At 67.4% G+C, this 21,266-nt stretch carries 21 protein-coding genes; 7 read left to right on the top strand and 14 right to left on the bottom strand.

Features of this window, described 5'->3' with window-relative positions:
• Window positions 1-56: 56 nt before the first annotated feature.
• Together accD and ACFO5X_RS09415 are read left to right on the top strand one after the other, a co-directional pair.
• Window positions 57-989 carry an acetyl-CoA carboxylase, carboxyltransferase subunit beta gene (gene accD, locus ACFO5X_RS09420; protein WP_380717118.1) on the top strand — a complete coding sequence of 311 codons (933 nt, stop codon included), beginning with the start codon at window positions 57-59 and terminating at the stop codon, window positions 987-989.
• Window positions 986-2,260, top strand: coding sequence for a bifunctional folylpolyglutamate synthase/dihydrofolate synthase (locus ACFO5X_RS09415; protein WP_380717117.1), 1,275 nt, complete (start codon window positions 986-988; stop codon window positions 2,258-2,260). The genes accD and ACFO5X_RS09415 overlap by 4 nt, the downstream gene beginning before the upstream one ends.
• Here the strand turns inward: ACFO5X_RS09415 and zapE are convergent.
• Window positions 2,257-3,321: a cell division protein ZapE gene (zapE, locus tag ACFO5X_RS09410; protein WP_380717116.1), complete on the bottom strand. Its 1,065-nt coding sequence runs from the start codon at window positions 3,319-3,321 to the stop codon at window positions 2,257-2,259. The genes ACFO5X_RS09415 and zapE overlap by 4 nt on opposite strands.
• A 166-nt stretch (window positions 3,322-3,487) precedes the next feature.
• On the opposite strand from zapE, the gene ACFO5X_RS09405 reads away from it, so the two are divergent.
• The gene (locus tag ACFO5X_RS09405; protein ID WP_380717115.1) at window positions 3,488-4,735 is read left to right on the top strand and encodes an MFS transporter; all 1,248 of its coding nucleotides are present in this window, start codon (window positions 3,488-3,490) and stop codon (window positions 4,733-4,735) included.
• On the opposite strand, the gene ACFO5X_RS09400 is transcribed toward ACFO5X_RS09405, so the two are convergent.
• A complete protein-coding gene (locus ACFO5X_RS09400) occupies window positions 4,732-5,178 on the bottom strand; it encodes a winged helix-turn-helix transcriptional regulator (RefSeq protein WP_380717114.1) in 447 nt (148 codons plus the stop codon). The two genes, ACFO5X_RS09405 and ACFO5X_RS09400, sit on opposite strands and share 4 nt — an antisense overlap.
• 84 nt (window positions 5,179-5,262) lie before the next feature.
• Between ACFO5X_RS09400 and ACFO5X_RS09395 the strand changes: the two genes are divergently transcribed.
• On the top strand, window positions 5,263-6,624 hold the full coding sequence (locus ACFO5X_RS09395; RefSeq protein WP_380717112.1) for an MATE family efflux transporter: 1,362 nt from the start codon (window positions 5,263-5,265) through the stop codon (window positions 6,622-6,624).
• Window positions 6,625-6,792: 168 nt separating this feature from the next.
• Here the strand turns inward: ACFO5X_RS09395 and ACFO5X_RS09390 are convergent, their stop codons facing one another.
• Window positions 6,793-8,232: an aldehyde dehydrogenase family protein gene (locus tag ACFO5X_RS09390; RefSeq protein ID WP_380717111.1), complete on the bottom strand. Its 1,440-nt coding sequence runs from the start codon at window positions 8,230-8,232 to the stop codon at window positions 6,793-6,795.
• A gap of 164 nt (window positions 8,233-8,396) precedes the next feature.
• Here ACFO5X_RS09390 and ACFO5X_RS09385 point away from each other — a divergent pair, with 164 nt between their 5' ends.
• Window positions 8,397-9,050 (top strand): peroxiredoxin, encoded by a 654-nt coding sequence (locus ACFO5X_RS09385; protein WP_380717110.1) that lies wholly within the window; start codon window positions 8,397-8,399, stop codon window positions 9,048-9,050.
• Window positions 9,051-9,068: 18 nt separating this feature from the next.
• On the opposite strand, the gene ACFO5X_RS09380 is transcribed toward ACFO5X_RS09385, so the two are convergent.
• The 4 genes from ACFO5X_RS09380 to pnp all read right to left on the bottom strand — a co-directional run bounded on the left by ACFO5X_RS09380 (window position 9,069) and on the right by pnp (window position 14,024).
• A complete protein-coding gene (locus ACFO5X_RS09380) occupies window positions 9,069-9,767 on the bottom strand; it encodes a glycosyltransferase family 25 protein (protein ID WP_380717109.1) in 699 nt (232 codons plus the stop codon).
• Between the two features lie 37 nt (window positions 9,768-9,804).
• Complete coding sequence (locus ACFO5X_RS09375) at window positions 9,805-10,440, bottom strand: hypothetical protein (RefSeq protein WP_380717108.1); 636 nt, start codon at window positions 10,438-10,440, stop codon at window positions 9,805-9,807.
• Between the two features lie 292 nt (window positions 10,441-10,732).
• Window positions 10,733-11,734 (bottom strand): SGNH/GDSL hydrolase family protein, encoded by a 1,002-nt coding sequence (locus tag ACFO5X_RS09370; protein WP_380717107.1) that lies wholly within the window; start codon window positions 11,732-11,734, stop codon window positions 10,733-10,735.
• A gap of 145 nt (window positions 11,735-11,879) precedes the next feature.
• Window positions 11,880-14,024: a polyribonucleotide nucleotidyltransferase gene (pnp, locus tag ACFO5X_RS09365; protein WP_380717106.1), complete on the bottom strand. Its 2,145-nt coding sequence runs from the start codon at window positions 14,022-14,024 to the stop codon at window positions 11,880-11,882.
• A gap of 358 nt (window positions 14,025-14,382) precedes the next feature.
• On the opposite strand from pnp, the gene ACFO5X_RS09360 reads away from it, so the two are divergent.
• Window positions 14,383-15,093, top strand: a complete 711-nt coding sequence (locus tag ACFO5X_RS09360) for an SGNH/GDSL hydrolase family protein (protein WP_380717105.1) — start codon at window positions 14,383-14,385, stop codon at window positions 15,091-15,093.
• A 21-nt stretch (window positions 15,094-15,114) separates the two neighbouring features.
• Here ACFO5X_RS09360 and ACFO5X_RS09355 read toward each other — a convergent pair whose 3' ends face one another.
• The 7 genes from ACFO5X_RS09355 to ACFO5X_RS09325 form a co-directional block, all read right to left on the bottom strand.
• On the bottom strand, window positions 15,115-15,906 hold the full coding sequence (locus tag ACFO5X_RS09355) for a phytanoyl-CoA dioxygenase family protein (protein WP_380717104.1): 792 nt from the start codon (window positions 15,904-15,906) through the stop codon (window positions 15,115-15,117).
• Between the two features lie 236 nt (window positions 15,907-16,142).
• Window positions 16,143-16,412 carry a 30S ribosomal protein S15 gene (gene rpsO, locus ACFO5X_RS09350; RefSeq protein ID WP_380717103.1) on the bottom strand — a complete coding sequence of 90 codons (270 nt, stop codon included), beginning with the start codon at window positions 16,410-16,412 and terminating at the stop codon, window positions 16,143-16,145.
• A gap of 147 nt (window positions 16,413-16,559) precedes the next feature.
• Complete coding sequence (locus ACFO5X_RS09345; RefSeq protein ID WP_380717101.1) at window positions 16,560-16,844, bottom strand: hypothetical protein; 285 nt, start codon at window positions 16,842-16,844, stop codon at window positions 16,560-16,562.
• Window positions 16,845-16,933: 89 nt separating this feature from the next.
• Window positions 16,934-17,440 carry a DUF1643 domain-containing protein gene (locus tag ACFO5X_RS09340; protein WP_380717100.1) on the bottom strand — a complete coding sequence of 169 codons (507 nt, stop codon included), beginning with the start codon at window positions 17,438-17,440 and terminating at the stop codon, window positions 16,934-16,936.
• Window positions 17,437-18,993, bottom strand: coding sequence for a glycoside hydrolase family protein (locus ACFO5X_RS09335; protein ID WP_380717099.1), 1,557 nt, complete (start codon window positions 18,991-18,993; stop codon window positions 17,437-17,439). The genes ACFO5X_RS09340 and ACFO5X_RS09335 overlap by 4 nt, the downstream gene beginning before the upstream one ends.
• 28 nt (window positions 18,994-19,021) lie before the next feature.
• On the bottom strand, window positions 19,022-19,921 hold the full coding sequence (truB, locus tag ACFO5X_RS09330) for a tRNA pseudouridine(55) synthase TruB (protein WP_380717097.1): 900 nt from the start codon (window positions 19,919-19,921) through the stop codon (window positions 19,022-19,024).
• 67 nt (window positions 19,922-19,988) lie between these two features.
• Window positions 19,989-20,321: a DUF2322 family protein gene (locus tag ACFO5X_RS09325; RefSeq protein WP_380717096.1), complete on the bottom strand. Its 333-nt coding sequence runs from the start codon at window positions 20,319-20,321 to the stop codon at window positions 19,989-19,991.
• A gap of 373 nt (window positions 20,322-20,694) precedes the next feature.
• Here ACFO5X_RS09325 and ACFO5X_RS09320 point away from each other — a divergent pair, with 373 nt between their 5' ends.
• Window positions 20,695-21,132: a hypothetical protein gene (locus ACFO5X_RS09320; RefSeq protein WP_380717094.1), complete on the top strand. Its 438-nt coding sequence runs from the start codon at window positions 20,695-20,697 to the stop codon at window positions 21,130-21,132.
• The last annotated feature ends 134 nt before the right edge of the window (window positions 21,133-21,266 follow it).

Below are 21,266 nucleotides of genomic sequence, written 5' to 3'. Positions count from 1 at the left end.
TTGCCCCCCGTCGGGACTATTTCAAGGCCCGCAAGGGACCGCGAGGAACAGCGCTGATGAACTGGATCACCAATTACGTCCGGCCACGGATCAACTCGATCTTCTCGCGCCGCGAGACGCCCGAGAATCTCTGGCAGAAATGCGACGAATGCGGAACCATGCTGTTCCACCGCGAGCTGGCGGCCAATCTGAATGTCTGCACGAACTGCGGGCACCACATGCCGATCACCCCGCGCGAGCGGTTCAAGGCGCTGTTCGACAGCGGGATTTTCACCGAGGTGAAGGTGCCCGAGCCGCTGGCCGATCCGCTGCAGTTCCGCGACCAGAAGAAATACCCCGAGCGCATGAAGGCGGCGCAGAAGCAGACCGGCGAGAAGGAGGCGATGCTTGTCGCCACCGGCGAGATCGGGCGCACGCCCATCGTGGCCGCGGCGCAGGATTTCTCGTTCATGGGCGGATCGATGGGGATGTATGTCGGCAACGCCATCATCGCCGCCGCGCAGGAGGCGGTGAAGCTGAAGCGCCCGCTGATCCTGTTCAGCGCCGCCGGGGGCGCGCGGATGCAGGAGGGGATCCTGTCGCTGATGCAGATGCCGCGCACCACCGTCGCGGTGCAGATGCTGAAGGAGGCCGGGCTGCCCTATATCGTGGTGCTGACGCATCCGACGACGGGCGGCGTGACGGCGTCCTATGCCATGCTGGGCGACGTGCATATCGCCGAGCCGAACGCGCTGATCTGCTTTGCCGGGCCGCGCGTGATCGAGCAGACCATCCGCGAGAAGCTGCCCGAAGGGTTCCAGCGCGCCGAATACCTGCTGGATCACGGGATGCTGGACCGGGTGACGCCGCGCACCAAGCTGCGCGACGAGCTGATCTCGATCACGCGGCTGCTGCTTGGGCTGACTCCGGCGATCAAGGGCGACCTGCCGTCGCCCGACGTCGTGCCCGGCGCAGAGGCCAAGACCCCCGAGGCCGCGACCCGGACATGAGCGCCGCCAGCTCGGACGCCATCCTGCAACGGATGCTCGCGCTTCACCCGAAGATCATCGACCTGACGCTGGATAGGATGTGGCGTCTGCTGGAGGCGCTGGGCAATCCGCAGGACAGCCTGCCGCCGGTGATCCATATCGCCGGGACCAATGGCAAGGGGTCGACGCAGGCGATGATCCGCGCCGGGCTGGAGGGGGCCGGGAAGGTTGTCCATGCCTATACCTCGCCCCATCTCGCCCGGTTCCACGAGCGGATCCGGGTGGCCGGAGAGCTGATTTCGGAGGAAGCGCTGACGGCGGTGCTGGACGAGTGCTATGCCGCCAACGGGGGGGAGGCGATCACCTATTTCGAGATCACGACCTGCGCGGCCTTCCTGGCGTTTTCGCGCGTCAAGGCCGATTATGTCCTGCTGGAGGTCGGTCTGGGTGGGCGGCTGGATGCGACCAACGTCATCGCCAGGCCCGCGCTGACGGTGATCACGCCGATCTCGATGGATCACGAGGCCTATCTGGGGGACACGCTGGCGAAGATTGCCTTCGAGAAGGCCGGGATCCTCAAGCGGGGCGTGCCCTGCGTGGTGGGGCCGCAGCCGGACGAGGTGATGGAGGTGATCGAAGCCCAGGCCGCGCGGCTTGGGGCGCCGCTGATCGCGCGGGGGCAGCACTGGCATTCGCGCCGTGAGCGGGGGCGGCTGGTCTTCGAGGACGAGACCGGGCTGCTGGATCTGCCGCTGCCGAACCTGCTGGGCGCGCATCAAATCGACAACGCGGGCGCCGCGCTGGCGGTGCTGCGCCATCTGGGGATGGGCGAGGCGGCCTGCGAGGCGGCGGTGACGCGCGCCTATTGGCCGGCGCGGATGCAGCGGTTGGGCCAAGGGCCGCTGGCGGAATCGGCGCCGGGCGTCGAGCTTTGGCTGGACGGCGGGCACAACCCCGGGGCGGGCGAGGCGCTGGCGACGGTGTTGCAGGAGATGCCGGCGCGGCCGACGCATCTGATCTGCGGGATGCTGAACACCAAGGACGTGGGCGGCTATCTGCGCCCGATGGCGCCGCATGTGGCGAGTCTGACGGCGGTGTCGATCCCGGGCGAGGCGAATACGCTGCCGGCAGAGACCACGGCCGAGACGGCGCGGTCTGTCGGGATGCGCGCGACAACCGCGCCGGATGTGGCCAGCGCGCTGGCGGCGATCGTGAAGACCGATCCGGCGGCGCGGGTGCTGATCTGCGGGTCGCTCTATCTTGCCGGGGCGATCCTGCGCGAGAACGGCTAGTCTTCGGTGCCCCAGTCGGCCGCCTGCATCTCCATCAGGCGCGAGGCGGTGCGGGCGAATTCGAAGGTGCCTTCGCCTTCCACATAGAGCATGTCAGGGACGGCGGCGGCGCTGGCGATCAGGCGCACCTTCGCTTCGTACAGCGCATCAACAAGGGTCACGAAACGCTTGGCTTCGTTGAAGTTCGACCGCGAGAGGCGGGGGATGTCGTCAAGCACCAGAACCCGCACCGCCTGGGCGATGGCGAGGTAATCGGCGGGACCGAGCGGCTTGCCGCAGAGTTCGTAGAAGGTGGCCCGCGCGACGCCGTTGCGGAAGGCCGGCAGGACCACCTCGCGCTTGTTCACCACCAGCACCAGCGGTTCGGCCTTGCCGCCGGCCAGATCGCGCCAGACCTTGTCGACCGCCGCGCGGCTGTCGGGGCCGATGGGGGTGAAATAGACCTGCGTGCCCTGCAACCGGCCCTGGCGGTGATCGTTCGGGCTGACCAGTTCGCGCACCTCCATCCGCTCCTTGATGAGCTGGATGAAGGGCAGGAAGAGCTGGCGGTTGAGGCCGTTCTTGTAGAGCTCGTCCGGATGGCGGTTCGACGTGGTGACGACGGTGACGCCGCCGGCAAACAGCGCCTCGAACAGGCGGCCGACCAGCATGGCGTCGGTGATGTCGGTGATCTGCATCTCGTCGAAGGCGAGCAGGCGGACGGTGCGCACCACCTCGGCCGCGACGGGGCCGAGCGCGTCCTCGACCCCGGATTTGCGGGCCTTGTGCAGGCCGGCGTGGATTTCCTGCATGAAGGCGTGGAAATGCACGCGCCGGGCGTGTATGCCGTCGAGGCTTTCGACGAAGAGATCCATCAGCATCGACTTGCCGCGCCCGACGCCGCCCCAGAGATAGAGGCCCTTCGGCGGCTCGGGCGCCTTGCGGAACAGGCCCCGTTTCACCGGCTGCGCGAGGGCGGCGCGGATGCGTTCGAATTCCGGCAGGATCGCCTCCTGCGCGGGGTCGGGATGCAGCGTGCCCGCCGCGATCCGTTCGGAATATAGCCGTTCGATTTCGCTCATGCCCCTGCCCATACCGTGCGGGCGCGGCATTGAAAAGCGGCGCGGGCAGAGGTGCTTGCATCAGTTTTGTTGATAGGTGAGGTAAATTCTCCTGAATTGACGCCGCGCCCGGGTTCCGTAGAGTCGCGCCTAAATCGCCGCCCCGTCGCGGCTTCAAGGATTTCCCATGCCACGCTCTGCCCCCATGTTCACGCCGGTCCTGATTGTCGGCTGCGCGATCATCCTTGTCAGCTTCGCCGTCCGCTCGTCTTTCGGAGTGTTCCAGATTCCGATCAGCGAGGAATTCGGCTGGCTGCGCGCCGATTTCTCGCTGGCCATCGCGATCCAGAACCTGGCCTGGGGAATCGGCCAGCCGGTATTCAGCGCGCTGGCCGAGCGGATCGGCGACCGCCGCGCGATCATTCTGGGGGCGCTGTTCTATGCGGCGGGGCTGGTGCTGTCGTCGATGTCGACCACGCCGATCGAACATCAGCTTTACGCCTGGTTCGTGGGCTTCGGTGTCGCGGGCACCGGGTTCGGCGTCATCCTTGGCGTCGTCGGACGGTCGGCCGCCGAGGAGAACCGCTCGATGTCGCTGGCCATCGTCGCGGCGGCGGGCAGCGGCGGGCAGGTGGTCGGCGCGCCGCTGGCGGAATGGATGCTGAGCTTTTTGAGCTGGCAGAGCACCTTCCTGGTCTTTGCCGTGATGGTGATTGCCATGCTGGCGCTGCTGCCGGCGATGCGGGTGCCGCCCGCGCCGGTCACCGCCGGGCCGCCGCAGTCGATGGGCAGCGCGGTCATGGGGGCCTTCCGCGACCCGTCCTATGCGATGATTTTCCTCGGCTTCTTTTCCTGCGGCTATCAGCTGGCCTTCGTGACTGCCCACTTCCCGGCCATGGTGACCGAGATGTGCAGCCCGGTGCAGGAGGGCAGCGTGCTGGCCTCGCTGGGGATTTCCACCACATCGGCGCTGGGCGCGGTGGCGCTGTCGCTGATCGGGCTGGCGAACATCTGCGGCACGTTGCTGGCGGGGTGGCTTGGGCAGCGCTACACCAAGAAATACCTGCTGGCGGGCATCTACCTTGGCCGTACGGTGATCTGCGCGGTCTTCATTCTGATGCCGATCACGCCGGAGTCGGTCGTCATCTTCTCGCTGCTGATGGGCTCGCTGTGGCTGGCCACGGTGCCGCTGACATCGGGGCTGGTCGCGACGATCTATGGGGTGCGCTACATGGGCACGCTCTACGGGTTCATCTTCCTGAGCCATCAGCTGGGCAGCTTCATGGGGGTCTGGCTGGGCGGGCGGATGTATGACGCCTTTGGCGACTATACCGCCGTCTGGTGGATCGGCGTGGCGGTTGGCGCCTTCAGCGCCATCGTGCACCTGCCGATCCGCGAGACGCCGCGCGCGCTGCCGCTGGCCGCTGCCGCCTAGGGGCGGCGGCGCGTCACGCGCACGCCGGACAGATCGACCGGCGCGCCGTCCTCGACGCGCGCGAAGGTCAGGCGGACCGGCTTGCCGGTGGTCTTCTCGGTGGTCTCTACCCGGGTCAGGCGCGGATCGGGGCGCCATTTCTCACCCCATTGCGCCATCGCCAGAATCACCAGCCGCAGATCGCGGCATTTCTCGGTGGCTTCGTAGGCCATCCGCTTGCTGCCCTCGACCGCGACGCGGGTGAGCAGCCCGGCCTCGCAAAGCTGGATCAGGCGCCGCGTCAGCAGGTTGCGCGAGATGCCGAGGGATTCCTGCAACTCGTTGAAGCGTATCTGTTTCTGGCTGAGCGCGTCGCGCACGATCAGAAGGGTCCACTGATCGCCCAGGTCGACCAGCGCCTGCGCGACGGGGCAGAGGTGTTTCTCGTAATTCGCGGTGCTCATGCGGCGGAGCCTGCCACAAAGAGTTGACTTTTTGAACTGATTTCTGTTTCGGTTCAGTTATTGAACTTTTCCCGGAGGCCAACCGTGCTGCAGCATCCCCTTCTCGTCGCGCCGATCGGGCGGACGATTCTGCGGCTGGCGGCGCCCAATGTGATGGCCATGCTGGCGACGCTGGCCACGTCGATGGCCGAGGTCTGGTATGTCGGCCACATGGGCACCGCCGCGCTGGCCGGGCTGGCGCTGGCCTTTCCGATGTACATGCTGAACCTGATGATCGCGGCCGGGTCGATGGGCGGCGCGGTCAGCGGCGCCATCGCGCAGCGGCTGGGCGCGAACGACAGGGCCGGGGCCGAGGCGCTGGCCTTTCATGCGCTGGTGCTGGCGGCGGTGCTGTCGCTGGTGGCCTCGGCGATCTTCCTGACGCTGGGGCCGCGCATCTATGGCGCGCTGGGCGGGCAGGGCGCGGTGCTGGAGCAGGCGCTGGCCTATTCGGGGGCTCTGTTCGCCGGGTGCATCACGCTGTGGCTGGCCAAAACGCTGGCCGGGATCGTGCGCGCGACCGGGCGGATGGGGGTATCGGCGCGGCTGTTGATGACGGGATCGGCGGTGCAGGTGGTCGTCGCGGGGGCGCTGGTCTTCGGCATCGGTCCGCTGCCGGCGCTTGGGATCGCCGGGGCCGCGGCGGGGGCGGTGGCGGGCTTTGGCGTCTCGACGCTGCTGCTGCTGCACTTCCTGATCCGCCGCTGCCCGGAGCTGACCCTGCGCCTGAGTGGCATCCCGCTGCGCCTGTCGGTCTTCGCCGACCTGCTGCGGGTCGGCGCGCTGGCCTCGATCTCGCCCTTCACCTCGATCGGCACGGTGCTGGCGATCACCGGCCTTGTCGCGCGGCTGGGTCCTGATGCGCTGGCGGGCTATGGCATCGGCGCGCGGCTGGAGTTCCTGATGATCCCGCTGGTCTTCGGCTTCGGCGCGGCCACGATCACCATGGTGGGCGTGCATTTCGGCGCGCGGGCCTATGGGCGCGGGCATCGCATCGCCTGGACCGCGGCGGGGATGAGCGCGCTGATGACGGGGGCCATCGGCGGGCTGATGGCGCTGTTTCCGGGGCTCTGGGCCGATCTGTTCACCGATGTGGAGGCGGTGCGCGAGACCTGCCGGCTGTACCTGCGCATCGCCGGGCCGTTCTATGCGCTGTTCGGGTTCGGCCAGTGCCTCTATTTCGCGAGCCAGGGCGCGCGGCGGATGCTCTGGCCGGTGATCGGGTCGCTGCTTCGCTTCCTGACGGTTGTGGCCGGGGGCGCCGTGCTGGTGGCGCAGGGCGGGCTGGAGGCGGAGGGGATCTTTCACCTGATCGTGCTGTCGCTGGTGGCCTATGCCACCGTCACAGCCGTGGCCATCTGGCGCGGGGCGTGGATGCGCGGCGTGGTGGCGGTGCCGGCGCAGTAGCGGCGTGCCGCCGCGCGCCCGTGCCGGGCGCGAAGCCGCCTGGCGGCGGCTGGCCTCCGGCGGGGATATTTCCGGCAAGAGGAAGCGGCAGATGCGCTTTTCCCTTTGCCGAAAATATCCTGGGGGAGCCACCCGGAGGGTGGCGGGGGCGAAGCCCCCGGACCCTTGTTACTCGGCAGCCCAGCCGCCGACGGCCTTGACTTCGAGGAAGTCCTCGATGCCCCAGACGCCGCCTTCGCGCCCGTTGCCGGACTGCTTCATGCCGCCGAAGGGCGCGCCAGGGCTGCGGGCCTTGCCGTTCATCTCGACCATGCCCGAGCGCAGCTTGCGCGCCATGCGGTTGGCGCGGTCGCCGTCCTGGGTCTGGACGTAGTTGGTCAGGCCGTAGACCGTATCGTTGGCGATCTCGACCGCCTCTTCCTCGGTGTCGAAGGGGATCATCGTCAGGACGGGCCCGAAGATCTCTTCCCGCGCGATGGTCATCTGGTTGTTGACGTCGGCAAAGACCGTCGGGCGCACGAAGAAGCCGCGGTTGAAGCCCTCGGGCCGGCCGGGGCCGCCCGCGACCAGACGCGCGCCTTCCTCGATGCCCTTTTCGATCAGCGCCTGGATCTTCTTGAACTGCACCTCGTTGACCACCGGCCCGATGTGCTTGCCCGAGTCATGCGCGCTGCCGACCGTCACCTTGCCGGCGACCTCGGCGGCGGTCTCGACCGCCTTGTCGTAGATCGGACGCTGGACCAGCATCCGGCTGGGCGCGTTGCAGGACTGGCCCGAGTTGTTCATCATGTGCAGCACGCCGCGCTTGATCGCCGCGTCGTCGGCATCGGCGAAGACCACGTTGGCGCCCTTGCCGCCGAGTTCCAAGTGCACCCTTTTCAGTGTCTCGGCGGCGTTCTTGGAGATTGCCGTGCCGGCGCGGGTGGAGCCGGTGAAGCTGACCATGTCGACGTCGGGATGGCGCGAGAGCTGGGTGCCGACGCCGGGGCCGTCGCCGTTGACCAGGTTGAAGACGCCCGCCGGGAAGCCCGCGGCATCCATCAGCTCGGCGAAGATCATCGCGTTGAGCGGGCTTTGTTCGGAGGGCTTCAATACCATGGTGCAGCCGGCGATGGCCGCCGCGCCGACCTTGAGCGCGATCTGGTTCATCGGCCAGTTCCAGGGCGTGATCAGCGCCGCGACGCCCACCGCTTCCATGATGATGCGGTCGTTCGGGAAGCGTTCGTTCAGCGGTTTCTCGAACTGGAAGTCCTTGGCCGCGCGCAGGAAGTTCTTGAGGTGGAACAGCCCGGCGCCGACCTGCGCGCTGCGGGCCATGTCGATGGGCGCACCCATTTCGGCGCTGATCGCCTGGGCGATCTCTTCGCCGCGGCTCTCGTAAACCTCGACCAGCTTCTCGACCAGGGCGATGCGTTCGGACGCGGGGCGATACATCCAGCCCGGCAGGGCCGCCTTGGCGGCGGCGACGGCGGCGTTGGTGTCGGCCTCGCTGCCCAGCGAAATGACGGCGCAGGGTTCCTCGGTCGAGGGATCGATCACCTGAAAGTCGTTGGCGACGGCGGGTTTGACCCATTTGCCGTTGATGTAGAATTCGCGTTTCTCGATCATCTCAGTTCTCCATTCGGTGTCTTGCGCGCCGCCGCCTGGGCGGATTCGCGTCACTGTGTCACTGCGGTGCGGCAGGGGCAAGTCGGGGGGTGAAAGCGCGCCCGGAAAGGATTAACTAAGGGAGTGGCAAGCCATTCCGCAACCACCTAGAGGGGGAAAACCACATGTGTCTTCGCATCAACGACACGGTTCCGAACTTCACCGCCGAAACCGATCAGGGCACCATCACCTTCCACGACTGGATCGGCGACAGCTGGGCGATCCTGTTCTCGCACCCGAAGGATTTCACCCCGGTCTGCACCACCGAATTCGGCGCCGTGGCCCAGCTGGCCGACGAATGGGCCAAGCGCAACACCAAGGTCATGGGGATCTCGGTCGACGGGGTCGAGGATCACAAGAAGTGGAAGGGCGACATCGAGAAATTCGCCGGGTCGCGCGCGGGGTTCCCGATCATCGCCGATGACAACCTGGCGGTCGCCAAGGCCTTCGACATGCTGCCGGCCGATGCCTATCTGCCCGATGGCCGCACGCCGGCGCATAGCGCGACCGTGCGCTCGGTCTTCATCATCGGGCCGGACAAGCAGCTGAAGCTGTCGATGACCTATCCGATGACGGTGGGGCGCAACTTTGCCGAGGTCCTGCGGGCGCTGGACGGCTTGCAGATGTCGACCGGCAAGGGCGTGGCGACGCCGGCCAACTGGAACGTGGGCGATGACGTGATCATCCCGACCTCGGTCAGCGATGCCGACGCCAAGGCGAAGTTTGGGGAGTTCACGACGCACTTCCCCTATCTGCGCACCACCAAGGCGCCCAAGTAAACCGCGCGCGGCCGTGGCCTAGCGCTGCGGCCGCATCGCCACCCGCGCGCGGTAGAGCGCGCGTTGCACCTCGCGCCGCAGTTTGCCTGTTGTCGTGCCCTGCACGGTCGAGCCGCCCGCCACTGCCTCGCGGTTGCCGTTGGGCAGAAGGCTGTGGATCGGCTGGCCGGTCACCCAGTGCATCTGCAAGAGCGTATCGACCGGGCGGTCGATCCTTTTTGTGACGGTCAGCAGACGCGCGGCCGCGTCGCGCCCCACCACCTGCGCGACGGTCTGCAGGCCGATGACGCGGGGCAGGATCAGCCGCATGTCGCCGTCTTCGGCCAGCACCTTGCCGGGCGTTTCGCGTGCCTTGACCGGCAGGCGGACATACATGGCGGGATCGGCGTGGCTTGCGATCATGTCGAGCGCCCGGTCAAGCCGGGGCGGGTCCACCAGCAGGTCGTCCTCGGCGATCAGCGCGAAGGGCGCGCCGCTTTCCACCAGCCGCGCCCAGCAGCGGCGGTGGCTGGCGAGGCAGCCGATCTCGCCGGGGCGCAGCGCGAAGGGATAGCGGGGGCGGTGCAGCGCCCCGGCCACCTCGATATCGGCGACCTGGGCCGGGTCGCGGCCGTTGACGGCCTCGACCACCTCGGCCTCCGGCAGGACGTCGAGCAACCGCGCGACGTTCTCGGCGCGGGCGGTGCTGGACGCCATGTGGATGATCATCGACCTCATGCGCCCTGCTTAGCCCCGGCGGGCGCGGCGCGCCAGTCTAGAGGCCGAGCATCCGGCTGTGGACGCGGCCCATGGCGGGGGTGTCGGGCCAGGCGCGCGTCTCGCCAAAGCTGCCGAGGGCGCGGGCGCCCAGCCCGACCGCCAGCGCGCCGGCGATGCCGGCCAGGAAGAGCGGCAGGAAGATCGCTTCGAGGCTTGCGAAGTCCAGCGCCTTGAGCTGCCTGAAGACGCCAAGCGCCAGGGCCGAGAGCCAGCAGGAGAGCGACAGCCCGGCGATGACCGAGAGGCGCAGCCGTTCCTGCACCGGGAAGGCGCCGAAGCGCAGACCGCAGAAGGCGGCAAAGCGGGGCAGGGCATAGCGGCCGATGACCAGCGCGTTCAGGGTGAGCAGGGTGACGATGACCAGCTTGGTGATCAGCTTGGGCGAGAAGCGGTCTGGGTCGAAGCCGGTGCGCAGCCAGAGGATACAGAGCCCGCTGATCCAGAGCAGCGCCAGCCCGCCGAGGATGATCCGGTGCAGGCAGCGCAGGGTCCAGACGTCGCGCTGTGTCACCGGGGACAGGATCGAGCGCAGGGCCAGCAAGTCGGCCACCAACGCGAGGCCCAGCCCGCAGGCCAGCCCGGCGATATGCCCGGCGCGGGCGGCGTCCAGCAGGAAGACGGACTCGGTCATGGCGCACTCCGGTGGCAGGGCCGCGCGTCTGGCAGGACGGGGGGCGGCGGGCGAGCAGATCGGAGCGCAGGGTAAGCGCCGCTTTGGGAATCAAGCATGGCCCGCAAGGGGCAAAATCGTGGCAGGTCGGATGAAAGCGGGAGAGGGGCAGGCGGGTCTGGTTGCCGCTTCTGCCTATCCTCGGGGAGTCGCCGTTGTTTGCGCCATTGGTCCGAGTGACAATGGCGACGGGCAGAACCCCAATCTCTCAACGCCGAAGGCCCCGGACGCCCGCCCGGGGCCTTCGCCAGCGTCAGGCGGCGCGGCGGCGGGCGGCCAGTCCGAGACCGGCGATCCCGGCGAGCAGCAGCGGCAGGCTGGCCGGGACCGGCACCGGGGTCACGCTGTCCTCGAGCACGGCCATCACGCGGTCGCCGACAATTTCGTGCACCTTGCCGTTGGGGTGGACGCCGTCCGAGAAGAACAGCAGGTTGGGGTCGATCTGGCCGACGCAGCTTGGCCCCGGCTGCGACAGGCTGGCGGTGCAGGGCGTGGTCGCATCGAGGATGCCGTATTTGATGCCGCCGGCCTTCACGTCGTCCAGGATTTCCTGAAACACCGCGTCGGTGTCGAAGCCGATGATGTTCAGCCCCTCGGCCCGGAGGCCCAGAACGTCGCCGGCGAGCGTCAGGTTGAAGGCCAGTGCGGCCAGCGTCGCATCCGCCGACCCCATGAAGGCGGGCGTCTTGCCGAGGTCGGGCAGGCCGGCCAGCAGGAAGTCGTTGAACACCCCGCCGGTCGCGGTGGCGAGATAGCGGATGTTGTCGGTGACGGCATGGGCGGCGGCCACCGGGCTGAACCCCTGGAAGATGTCGTTCGCGCCGAACATGACCGAGACGAGCGGGTTCGCTCCGGGATTGGGCGGCGTGGCAGCGTATTGCGGCACCGGGGCCAGTTCGGTCGGCAGGCCGAAGCCGTTGGCCATGGAATAGAGGAAGGTGTTGATCTGGCCCTTGAAGGTCGAAAGCGGCGCGAGCGGCTGCAGGTTCACGTCTCCCGCCGTCGCCCCGCCCAATGCCAGATTGCCGGTATCGCGCCCGGCGGCGGCAAAGGCATCGGCGACGTATTCGGTCCAGACCCGGCCGTTCGAGAAGCGGCCGTCGAGGCTGGGCGGATAGAGCGCGCCCAGCTTGCCGTCATCGCTGAGGCTGTCGCCGAAGGCGTAGTAGCTGGTGAAGACATCCGTTACCGGCGAGGCCATCGCCGGACCGGACAGGCCGATCATCAGGCCTGCAATCGCAAACATGTATTTCATCAGGAATCCCCCTCCCTGCTGCGTGACATGCTGCCAGCCTAGCCCGGAACCTTTTGGCGGCGAGAGGGAATTTGCGCTGACCTAGCGGCAAGCAAAAGGCCCCGGCGTTTCCGCCGGGGCCCTGTGTGGTTTTGCCGGAAAGGCGTTATTCGGCTTCGGCCGCTTCCTGCTTTTCCTTGGTCATTTCCTTGCCGGTCTCCTGGTCGACCACCTTCATCGACAGGCGGACCTTGCCGCGTTCGTCGAAGCCCAGCAGCTTGACCCAGACCTCCTGACCTTCCTTCAGCACGTCGGAAGGGTGGTTCAGGCGGCGGTTTTCGATCTGGCTGACGTGCACGAGGCCGTCGCGCTTGCCGAAGAAGTTCACGAAGGCGCCGAAATCGACGATCTTCACGACCTTGCCCTTGTAGACGCCGCCTTCTTCCGGCTCGGCCACGATCGACCAGATCATGTCGTAGGCCTTCTTGATCGCATCGCCATTGGCCGAGGCGATCTTGATGACGCCATCGTCGTTGATGTCGACCTTCGCGCCCGAGACCTCGACGATCTCGCGGATGACCTTGCCGCCCGAGCCGATCACTTCACGGATCTTGTCGGTCGGGATCTGCATCGTCTCGATGCGCGGCGCGTGGACGCTGAACGCATTGGCCGAGGACAGCGCCTTGGACATTTCGCCGAGGATGTGGAGGCGGCCGTCCTTGGCCTGGGCCAGGGCTTTCTCCATGATCTCGGGGGTGATGCCGGCGACCTTGATGTCCATCTGCAGCGAGGTGATGCCCTTCTCGGTGCCCGCGACCTTGAAGTCCATGTCGCCGAGGTGGTCTTCGTCGCCGAGGATGTCCGAGAGCACCGCGTAGGAGCCGTCTTCTTCCAGGATCAGGCCCATCGCGACGCCGGCGACCGGCGCCTTGAGCGGGACGCCTGCGTCCATCATCGAAAGCGAGCCGCCGCAGACGGAAGCCATCGACGAGGAGCCGTTGGATTCGGTGATCTCGCTGACAACCCGGATGGTGTAGGGGAAGTCGGTCGGGGCCGGCAGAACCGCCTGCAGCGCGCGCCAGGCCAGCTTGCCGTGGCCGATCTCACGCCGGCCGGGCGAACCCACGCGGCCAACCTCGCCCACCGAGTAGGGGGGGAAGTTGTAGTGCAGCAGGAAGTTCGATTTGAAGTTGCCGTGCAGCGCGTCGATGAACTGTTCGTCATCGCCGGTGCCGAGCGTGGTCACGACGAGGCCCTGGGTTTCACCGCGGGTGAAGAGGGCCGAGCCGTGGGTGCGCGGCAGCAGGCCGGTTTCGCAGACGATCGGGCGGATGTCGGTGGTCGAGCGTCCGTCGATGCGCTTGCCGGTCTTCACCACGTCGCCACGCAGGATCGAGGCTTCGAGCTTTTTGATCGCCGAACCGAGGTTGATGTCGGCCAGTTGCTCTTCGCTGAGCGAGGCCTTGATCTTGTCGACGGCAGCGGCAACCGCGCTGGTGCGCTCCTGCTTGTCGGCAATCGCGAAGGCGGCGCGCATGTCGGCCTCGCCCGCGCCTTGCACGGCGGCGTAGAGGTCGGAGTAGTCCACCGGCTGGAAGTCGAAGGGCTCTTTGGCGGCGTCTTCGGCCAGGTCGATGATCAGGTCGATCACCGGCTGGATCTGTTCGTGCGCGAAAACGACGGCGCCCAGCATTTCGGCCTCGGTCAGCTCGTAGGCTTCCGATTCCACCATCATCACCGCGTCCTTGGTGCCGGCGACCACGAGGTCGAGGCGCTGGTCGGGGTTCAGGCGCAGGTCCTGCATGTCGTCGACGGTCGGGTTGAGGACGTATTCGCCATCCTCGAAGCCGACGCGGCAGCCGGCGATCGGGCCCATGAAGGGCGCGCCGGAGATGGTGAGCGCGGCCGAGGCAGCGATCATCGCGACGATGTCGGGGTCGTTGACGAGGTCATGGCTCAGCACGGTGCACATCACCAGGACTTCGTTCTTGAAGCCGGGGACGAACAGCGGGCGGATCGGACGGTCGATCAGGCGCGCGGTCAGCGTTTCCTTTTCGGTCGGCCGCGCCTCGCGCTTGAAGAAGCCGCCCGGGATCTTGCCGGCGGCATAGTATTTCTCTTGGTAGTGAACGGTCAGCGGAAAGAAATCCTGACCCGGCTTCGCCGCCTTGGCGAAGGTCACGTTGGCCATGACCGAGGTTTCGCCCAGAGTGGCGATCACGGTGCCGTCGGCCTGACGGGCAACCTTGCCCGTTTCCAGTGTGAGCGTCTCTTCGCCCCACTGCATGGTCTTCTTCGTAATGTTGAACATCAGCGTATCCTGTATGGGAGCGCTCCCGGCCCCTGCCGGGTCTCCCGTTTTGCATGGCGGCCCCATTGCCGCCGCCCCCTATCCTGTTGCACGCGCCCGGGGGCCAAAGGCGTCACGTCTCAGATGCGCGGGCCATACAGGAGAATGGACAAGAAGGAAAGGGACAGCTTGCCGCCCTTCGGCGCGCCCCCGTCACGGCAGCTGACCGTCCCGCCGAGCGGAATTTGCCCCGCTCCCGCCCAAGCGGTGCCGCATTCCCGTGCGAGAGTGTCACCTCAGGGTAGAGTCTCCGGCCACGCTCGGGCGTCGCTGACGCAGGCCGGTGGCGTGACCGTTCCAGAAGGGTAGGGGAACTGACGTGAAGAAGACCATATTCGCGCTGCTGGGCGCCTGTCTCGCGGTGCTTGCGGGCTGCGGTGAACCGACCACGAATGCGGGCAAGTCCGCGCATATCCTGGCCATGGGCGATTCCATGCTGGCTTGGAACCGGGCCGACGACATGGCGATTGCCGATCAGGTCGAGAAGATTCTGGGCCAGCCGGTGATCGACCGGTCGGTTGTCGGGGCGCATGTGATCTATCAGCTGCCGGTCAGCGGGAAGATGGGAATGAAGATCGTCAACCAGTATCGCCCCGGCGACTGGGACTGGGTGATCCTGAATGGCGGCGGCAACGATCTGTGGCTGGGTTGTGGCTGTGCGCGCTGCGAGCATCGCATGGACAAGCTGGTGGCGCGTGACGGGCGGTCGGGCGACATCGTGAACATGGTCTCGATGATCCGCGCCACCGGCGCGCGGGTGGTCTACCTTGGCTATCTGCGCAGCCCCGGCTTCGGCTCGCCGATCGAGCATTGCCACGACGAGGGCGACGAGCTGGACCGCCGGCTGCAGAAGATGGCGGCGGCCGATCCGGGCGTGTTCTTCGTGCCGCTGAGCGATCTGGTGCCGAGCGGGAATAAGAGCTTTCACGATTTCGACCATATCCACCCCTCGGTGAAGGGAAGTACCGCCATCGGTGCGCGGGTGGCGGCGGTGATCGAGGCGGCGGGGCCGGCGCGCGGGGCCAACTGAGCGGCGCGCCGGCCTGACGGTCTAGAGTGGCAGGCCGCAGGCCCTGCGAATGGCGATCTGCACCGGAGAGGGCGGCAGGGCCGGGTCGAAGTCCATCGCGGGCAGCAGCGGGGGCTGCGCCATGAACCGCGGCGCGGTCCCGTGGTGCGGCTGGGCCGCGTGCACTACGAAGGGATGGCAGAGGTAGACGGTGCCCGCCGTGCCGGTGGCGAGGGCGATCTCGCAGTCCGCGGTCGAGGCGTAGCCATCGGCCGACAGCTGCCGCAGCGTGGCGCCCGCCGGGCCATGGGGGAGCAGCTCGCGGGCGATGGCGGCATGCGAGCCCCTGCGGATTCGGGTGGGGGCGTCGTCGGGGCCGGTATCCGAGAACAGGAACAGCATCAGCAGGGCGCGTCCGCGGCTGGTGACATTCGCCCGCCAGTCCATGAAATCGGGGCTGTCGGTGCCAAAGCTCATGTCCACGTGCCAGCCGTCGTCCCCGGCGCTTTGGGTCGAGGGAAAGCGGATGGGGAAGGTGCCGAGCGCCTGCGGGGCGATCCAGCGCCCCTTGCCGGCCAGCGCGTCATAGGCGGCGCGCAGGCGCGGGGTATTGGCGGCGGCGACGAAGGGGGGCGAGGATTTCGGTCCCAGACGGATCACGGGCCGGGTCCAGGTTTCGGGGCGGCTGGAAGAGAGGCCGGTATCAGCCCAGAGCTCGGCGCGGCAGGCCTCGGCCAGGTCGCGGGGGAAGGCGTCTGGGAGCTTGATGAAACCGTCATTGATGAAGTGTTCGACCTGATCCGGTGTCAGGCGCGTGTCTTGGGAAGCAGTCATGTCACATCTCTTAACTCGGCGCCTGCGTGGCAGGGCCGGTGCGATTCAGCAGACGCCGGGGCGCCTGCGACGGAGGTCGCTCAGACTCGCGGAAAGAATGTGGACGTGAACATGATGGTGGGGATCTAGGCCGGCGGTGGCCCCGGATCAAGGCAGGGCGTGCCCCATGCAAAAAGGCTCCCGAAGATGCCTTCGGGAGCCTTCCGTGGGGTCGAGACCCCGGGGTATTCCGACGTTTAGCGGCGCAGGCCCAGACGCTCGATCAGCGAGGCGTAGCGGGCTTCGTCCTTGCCCTTGACGTAGTCCAGCAGCTTGCGGCGCTGGGCAACCATCATGAGCAGGCCGCGGCGGCCGTGGTTGTCTTTCTTGTGGGTCTTGAAGTGTTCGGTCAGCGTCGCGATGCGCGAGGACAGGATGGCAACCTGGACTTCGGGCGAACCGGTGTCGCCTTCCTTGGTTGCGTATTCCTTCATCAGGCGCTGTTTTTCTTCGGCAGTGATCGACATCGGGGTCTCCTTCAGGGTTAGAGGAATGGCGCAGGCCGGGATGTCGTCCAGCACAGGCCCGTGGAGATATGCGGCGGACGCGAATCCGGCGCACCGGCGGCGTATAGGCATGTTTCGCCGAAATGGCAAAGGAAGAATGCGCGCGGGTCAGGCGAGGCCCATGCGGGCGGCGGTGGCCTGATCGATCAGGACGAAATCGGCCTCGGCCAGCGGTCGGTTGCTGCGTATCCGCGCGTGATCGCGTCCGTCCAGGAGAAGGCGGGTTTCGCCTGGCGTGTCGGTGGCGCGCAGGTCCAGCGCCGGGGCCGCATCGAGGGAGGGGCAGACCAGCACCAGCCGTTCGTCCTCGGGGTCGAAGCGCACGGTTGCGCCGGGGGCGATGGCCTGGCCCAGGCGCGGTGCGCGGGGCGGATCGGGCAGGGGGCTGGACATCGGGCGGGCCTTCGAAGGGGCGGTGAGGGTATTTGGCCTGAGCCCGGGCCGCAGGTCAAATCCATTCGGACAGGCTGGCTACTTCCGGGTTAATTCCATGGTTCGGCCGGGCGGGCGGCGGCGATGTAGAGCGGGTGGCGCGGCTCTCCGCCTTTGGTGAGGCCCAGATGCAGCAGCGGGCGGCCGCAGGCGGCGAGCAGCGCGCGCACCTCGGCGCCGCGCCCGCGGTGCGCGCCATGGGCGCCCCAGGCGGCGAGGATGTGGCTGGCCCAGGCGGCACCCTCGAGCAGGGCGGCGTCATTCGCGGGCCCGACCGGCTGGTCCGCCGCGCGCAGGTCGCGGGGATCGGTCGCGCGCCAGGCGAAGATGTTGACTACACGGTAAGCGCCAAAGCCCATCGCCCGGGCGCGCGCCTCGCAGCGCGCGACGGTCGGGTCGTTGCGGCGCTCGTCGGCCTGCGACGGGTTCAGCATCACGAAGAGCAGGCGGCCGGCGTCCGCGTCCCAGCAGCGGGTCAGGCTGTAGCGATAGCGCTGGCAGTCGGAATAGACGACCTCGGAGCGCCGCCCCTCGGCTTCGAGCACACGGCGGATCACAGCAGGAAGTGCCGCGCCGTCAGGTCGCCGTCGAGCGTTGGGCCCCAGGGCGTATCCGCGCCGATATCGGCGATGCGCCAGTCGTCGGAGGCGTTCACCAGCGCGCCGCCGTCAAAGCGCAGCTCGGCACCGGGGGCGAGCAGGAACTGTCCGTCGTGGCCGTCGACCGTCTCAACCCCGCGCACCAGGGCGTCGAGCGCGAAGGGGCGCAGGTCGATCCGGTCGCGCGCGGCGATGCCCTTGAAGACGAAGTTGAAGGGCGTGTCGTTGGCGCTCCACCCGGCCCAGTCCAGGCGGTCCACAATCTTCACCCGGTCGGCGCCCGCGCCAGTGCGGATCACCAGTTGATCCTGGCCCTCGACCAGCCGGTTCACCACCAGACGGACCGCGTCGCGGCCGTGCGAGAGGTTGATGGCGCGGAGTTCGTTGGTGGCTATGGTCAGCTGCGCGCCAAGCGGGTCGGAGACCTGTGCGACTTCGATGTGGCGCGTGCGCAGACCGCCTGTCGATTCGATGCGCACGGTGTCGTGACCGCCGCCGGCAAATTCGACGATCCGGTCGCCGGGGTCATCGAAGACGAAGGTGTCGTGCCCGGCGCCGCCGACCATCACATCCGCACCCGCGCCGCCGTCGAGCAGGTCGCCGCCGCGCCGCCCGACCAGCAGATCGCGGCCGTCGCCCCCTTGCAGCGCATCCGCGCCAAAGCTGCCGATCAGCAGGTCGTTGCCGGCGCCGCCGTCGAGCAGTCGCAGCGCCGGCCCGCCGACAAGCAGATCGTCGGCCGGGCTGTCCAGCAGGTGCGCATAGCGGGCGCTGACCGTCTCGATGGCCGGCCGCAGTTCGTCGGCGATGCCGTGCAGGCCTTCGCCGGCGTAGCTTTCGGGCGCCCATTGCGCCTCGTAGGCCAGGATGTGGTCGCGGTGGGCGGCATAGGTGCGGCCCATCGACAGCGCCTCGGCAAAGCTGACGTCGCCGTCGTGCAGGCCGAAGGTTTCGGCCTCGATATAGCGCCGCTTGGCGATGCCGTTCTGGAACTGGGTCAGCGCGGTCTGCGACTCGTAGCGGATCTGATACCAGGCCTCGGCGCGGTGGCCCGCCTCGACCGCCGCCAGGAAATCGCCCATCTTCGAGGTGACCGCCCCGGCACCGCGGTTGTAGGTGATCGAGACCAGCGCCACCCGTTCTTCCGACAGTGGCATTCCGAGCAGATCTGCCGGCCCCTCGTAGCGGCCCACGGTCTCGCCCAGCAGGGCCTGGGCCTCGGCCAGGGTCAGCACATGAGTGAATTCGTTCAGCGCGATGGCGGTGCGGGTGGCATTGTCGGGCGCGGCGTCGATGCGCGCCAGGACGGTCTGTTCAGAGGCGGTCAGCGCGATGCCCGCCTGCTGCCACAGGGCCAGGTTGTCGCTGCGACTGAAGGTATAGCCATAGCCGATCGAGGCCGCGCCATCGCCGATGTCGCGGGCGCGGGAGAGGAACCCTTCGAGCCGGGCGAGCAGGTCGCCGACGGCGGTCTTGTAGGCGCTGGGCGTCAGAAGCTGATAGTCGAGCATGGTCGTCCTCCGGTGCGGCGCGCCGGGGTCAGGTTACAAAAACCCGGCTCGGGTGCAACTCGCCCGCCTTGTAGACCCCGACCGCCACGGCGCGGCCCTCGTACGAAGCCCAGGCCTCGTCGCCATATTCCACGTCCGAGGCCATCACCATGCCGGGGTTGCCGTTCCGCAGACGCGCCGCGCCCTCGGGGGTGCAGCGCAGTTCGGGCAGGTCGGCCAGACCGACCTCGAGCGGCTGGATATGGGCATCGAGTTCGGGCGTCTTGGCGAGGCGCTCGACCTCGTCGAGGCTGAGCCCGTCGGCGGCGTCGAAGGGCCCGGACCAGATCCGGCGCAGCTGGGTCACGTGGCCGTGACAGCCGAGTGCATGGCCGAGATCGCGCGCGATGGAACGGACATAGCCGCCCTTGCCGCAGGTCAGTTCCAGCGTGACATGGTCGACGTCGGGGCGCCCGGTCATCACCAGTTCCTCGACCCAGAGGGGGCGGGGCGCGATCTCCATCGCCTCGCCGTCGCGGGCGCGCTTGTAGGCGCGTTCGCCGTCAATCTTGACCGCGCTGAACTGCGGCGGCACCTGCATGATGTCGCCGACGAAGGCGTGCAGCGCCTCCTTGATCATTGCGTCGGTGGGGCGCAGGTCGCTGGTGGCGATCACCTCGCCCTCGGCGTCGTCGGTATTGGTGGCGATGCCGAGCCGCACGGTGAAGGCATAGGCCTTGAGCGCGTCGGTGATGTAGGGAACCGTCTTGGTCGCCTCGCCGAGCGCGATGGCGAGCACGCCGGTCGCCTCGGGATCGAGCGTGCCGGCATGGCCCGCCTTCTTGGCGCCCAGCGCCCAGCGCACCTTGTTGACCACCGCCGTCGAGGTTGGCCCCGCCGGCTTGTCGATCACCAGCCACCCCGTTACGTCGCGCCCTTTACGTGCCATGTGCTTGCGTCCCCGTTTGCGAATGGCGGCTTATACGTGAGGCTTCTGCGTGGTCAACCGGGAAGGGTCAGCCTTCCCGGACCAGCTGGATGGTGAGAGGCGCCGCGCCCTCGGCGATGGCGAGCAGGCGGTCGATGTTGGGATGCGCGCCGGGACGCGCTTTCGCATCCGCGGTGTGTTCGGCGAAGACCGCGAGGCCGTGGGCTGCGGCCTTGGCGTCGAGGAGGCCGAAGGTCTGGTGCAGATACTGGTAGACCGCGAGCGAGCCCTGCTTGCCCGGCTGGTTCTCGATCGCGGCCACTGTGGCGCCGGTCGCGTCGATCAGGTCGATGCGAGCGAGGCCGCCGATCGGGGGGATCCGGGTCAGGTTGTTCTTGAAGGCGGGGCCGGGCTGGATCATCGCGCTGTCCTTGGTTTTGGGTGCGCGGCGCGTCTAGCAGGTTCGGGGGGTGGGGGGAATGCGGGGATTGCGGTGTGGGGGCGGCGCGGTCCGACGGTCACAATAGGTTCCGAGTGGTGGGTGGATAGCGTTGGCAATGCGGACGAAGCTGATATTGAGTTCATCTGAGATCGCTCAAGGCTGCAAATACACGCCACGCCCATACCGCAGACGCTAAAGCCACGAAACGCAGCCAAGTGAAAACCGGCTGGCCTCGACGCTTCTGGCGAACACAAATCAGCCAAGCTGTTGCACTACCTATGGTCGGGCTCCAAGCGGGAATTTGACATTTGTATCAGGCTTCCGTGGCGATGACCGACGGTCAGGGCTAACTGTGCGGACGGCGATCTGTGCGGACGAAGCTGCCGGTAGAATTCAGAAGAACGAAACCGCTTCGATTGTTAAGCATAGACCGCCATCGGGCGGATTGATAAGCCTTTTGGCGACCAAGAAGTGTCAGCAGCAAAGTAAGCGGCGGATGGAAAGCACATTAACGGCCACAGGAGGTGGAAAGAGTTGGGAGATAATCCCGAACAATGCGGTGGCCGGTATCGTCCTTGCGGCGTTGTTTATCTACCTGTTCTTTCGTCATTTCCTCTTTGTCCTGATGGTCATGGATATTGTCCTAGGATGGTTGCGCCGGTTCGCTTGGTTCCCGAAAGAGGGCAAACGGCGGAAGACCCTATTTCACTGGATCATCGCGGTCGTGATGTTCATCGGGTTTTTGGCGGTCGCCGGATCAGCCGGTTGGTTACAGTTCGTGCCTCAGTAATCGACGCTGCCAACTTCCAACCAGCACAGTCTCTAAGGGCTCCAAGCGGGCAATTGACAGTGCTATCACGCTTCTATGGCGACGACCGACGGTCAAAGGGAACTGTGCGGAAGGAGAGCTTTTCGGAGGGAACG

It is taken from the genome of Seohaeicola nanhaiensis (assembly GCF_042654245.1).
In the GTDB taxonomy this organism is placed as follows: Bacteria; Pseudomonadota; Alphaproteobacteria; order Rhodobacterales; family Rhodobacteraceae; genus Seohaeicola_A; species Seohaeicola_A nanhaiensis.
This window is presented reverse-complemented; position numbering and strand designations above follow the sequence as displayed.